2 protein-coding genes are annotated in these 3,022 nt (G+C 59.2%); both read left to right on the top strand.

Annotated elements, in window-relative coordinates; translation table 11 throughout:
- Positions 1 to 766 (top strand): site-specific integrase (locus tag GOB85_RS18535; RefSeq protein ID WP_173578842.1); only part of this gene is annotated, 766 nt, incomplete at its 5' end.
- The gene (recD2, locus tag GOB85_RS18540; RefSeq protein ID WP_146893021.1) at positions 763 to 2,982 is read left to right on the top strand and encodes an SF1B family DNA helicase RecD2; all 2,220 of its coding nucleotides are present in this window, start codon (positions 763 to 765) and stop codon (positions 2,980 to 2,982) included. The genes GOB85_RS18535 and recD2, both read left to right, overlap by 4 nt.
- Positions 2,983 to 3,022: the final 40 nt, after the last annotated feature.

Here is a 3,022-nt window from a genome sequence, read left to right on the forward strand (position 1 = left end):
TAAGTACATTACGGCCTGGATGAAAAAACGAGCGTCACCCCGCAAACATCTTGATCGGCGAACCGGTGAACATGTACATTTTCTCTTTCAACTTCGGAACAGGCCAATCGCGAAGGAAGTTTTAAATCAGACTGTTATCCCGCTTTTGTGCAAAAAGGCTGGTATTCCGATTGAGGACAGTAAAGGCCGTATTACAAGTCACCGTGGACGGGCTTCAGCCGTTTCTATGCTGGCCAGCGTTCCGCAAGGAATGACAATATTCGATTTGGCAAAATGGTGCGGCCATACGTCCGTTCAATCGACGATGAGCTATGTTCGGTCGAAACCTACGCAATTGGCGAGTGCGTTTGCCAAGGCGGATCAGGCGGCGCGGATGATCGAAATTGTTATTGATAAGGAGGTTATTGCGGCAGGCGCAACGAAGGATGGAGCACCTTGGAAGTATTACGATTTAGGTGATTCTTACTGTAGCAATGCGTTTTGGAGCACTTGTCCGCATCGCATGGCATGCGCACGCTGTTATTTCAATATTCCGAAGCCAAGCGCCAAGGGCGTTGTCCTGGCCGCTCAGCAAGCAGCCAATCGTTTACTGGAAGAGGTCTGGTTAAGCCCAGAGGAACGGGATGCCGTGTCCGGAGACGTTGAAGCATTGGAGGGAATGTTAAACAAGCTTCGAGATAAGCCAGCGCTGGATGGCCGAACGCCTGGCGAAATTTCGGCAACATGCGGTTCCCAAGTGTCTTCTCCGTTCACAGAATCAGAATGACCAGTGCCGTGGTTGGAGAACAATGCCAAACGGAAGCGCTGGCCGGCCTCGTGGAGCGGGTGACGTTCCACAATGCCGAGAACGGTTTCTGCGTCCTGCGGGTGAAGGTGCGGGGGCAGCGCGATCTGGTCACTGTCGTCGGCCATGCCGCCATGATCTCGGCGGGTGAGTTCGTGCAGATGTCGGGGCGCTGGTTCAACGACCACACCCACGGCTTGCAGTTCAAGGCGGAGTTCCTCAAGGCCAGTCCGCCGACCACGGTCGAAGGCATAGAGCGCTATCTCGGCTCGGGCATGATCCGGGGCATTGGTCCCGTCTATGCCAAAAAACTGGTGAAAGCGTTCGGCGAGGCCGTGTTCGACCTGATCGAGCAGGAACCGCATCGCCTGCGGGAAGTGACAGGCATTGGTCCCAAGCGGGCCGAACGGATTGTCGGTGGCTGGGCAGACCAGAAGGTGATCCGCGAGATCATGCTGTTCCTGCACAGCAACGGCGTCGGCACGTCGCGGGCGGTACGGATCTTCAAGACCTACGGGCAGGATGCGGTCAGACTGATCAGCGAGAACCCCTATCGGTTGGCGAAGGACATCCGGGGCATCGGCTTCAAAACCGCCGACCAGATCGCCCGGAAGATGGGGATCGCGCCTGATGCCATGATCCGGGTGAGGGCCGGGATCTCCTATGCCCTTGGTGAGGCGATGGATGAAGGGCATTGCGGCCTCCCGGTCGGTGAACTCCTGACCAGCACCGCCGAACTGCTGGAGGTCGCCGCCCCTCTGATCGAAACAGCCCTCGCGCTGGAGCTGGAAGCGGGAGACGTGGTCGCTGATAGCGTGGGAGAGACGAGTTGCATCTTCTTGGCTGGTCTCTATCGCGCGGAGCAGAGCATCGCCGAGCGATTGCGCGCCTGCGCCGTGGGTCGGCCGCCCTGGCCGGAGATCGATGCTGAAAAGGCCATGACTTGGGTGGAAGGCAAGACCGGACTTGCCATGGCGCCCAGCCAGCAGGAAGCGGTGCGCCTTGCACTGCGTAGCAAGGTGCTGGTGATCACGGGTGGTCCTGGCGTGGGCAAGACCACGCTGGTCAACGCCATTCTGAAGATCGTGACTGCCAAGGGCACAGACGTGCAACTTTGCGCGCCGACCGGCCGGGCGGCGAAGCGCCTGTCGGAAAGCACGGGGCTGGAAGGCAAGACCATCCATAGACTGCTGGAGACGGATCCGGGCAATGGCAGTTTCAAACGGGACGATACCAACCCGCTGACCTGCGACCTGCTGGTTGTGGACGAGGCCAGCATGGTCGACGTGCTGCTGATGCGCTCCCTGCTGCGCGCGTTACCTGACAGCGCGGCTCTGCTGATCGTCGGCGACGTGGACCAGTTGCCTTCTGTCGGACCGGGGCAGGTGCTGGCCGATATCATTGGCTCCGATGCTGTCCCTGTGGTGCGCCTGACCGAGGTGTTCCGCCAGGCGGCACAGAGCCGGATCATCACCAACGCGCACCGGATCAACGAAGGGAAGATGCCGGAGCTGAGCGCGGAAGAGGGATCGGATTTCTATTTCGTGGAGGCGGCCGAGCCCGAGGTCGGACTGCGCAAGTTGCTGGCCGTGGTGAAGGACCGCATCCCGGCGCGGTTCGGGCTGGACCCGGTCCGCGACGTGCAGGTGCTCTGCCCGATGAACCGGGGTGGGCTGGGCGCACGGTCGCTGAATATCGAGTTGCAGCAGGCGCTGAACCCGGCAGGCGACGTGAAGGTCGAGCGGTTCGGCTGGACCTACGGTCCCGGCGACAAGGTGATGCAGATCGCCAACGATTATGACCGGGACGTCTTCAACGGGGATCTCGGCGTTATCGACAAGATCGATGTGGAAGAGGGCGAACTGACGGTCTTATTCGATGGACGGGAGGTCGTTTACGGCTTCGGCGAGTTGGACGAACTGGTGCTGGCCTACGCGACGACCATTCACAAGAGCCAGGGCTCGGAATATCCGGTAGTGGTCATCCCGCTGGTGACGCAGCATTATACGATGCTGGCGCGGAACCTGCTTTATACCGGTGTTACACGGGGGCGGAAGCTCGTCGTGCTGGTCGGGCAGAAGAAGGCTCTGGCCATAGCTGTGCGAAATCAGGGCGGAAGGCTACGTTGGTCAAAACTGAGAGACTGGCTGGTGGGTACGTCAGGTACAGGTCATCTATCCCGCCTAAAGAAACCTTAAAATTGCTTTTTTGAGGTTGTGAAATTGTATTCCACATAAA

The sequence above is a fragment of the Acetobacter fallax genome (assembly GCF_011516735.1).
In the GTDB taxonomy this organism is placed as follows: domain Bacteria; phylum Pseudomonadota; class Alphaproteobacteria; order Acetobacterales; family Acetobacteraceae; genus Acetobacter; species Acetobacter fallax.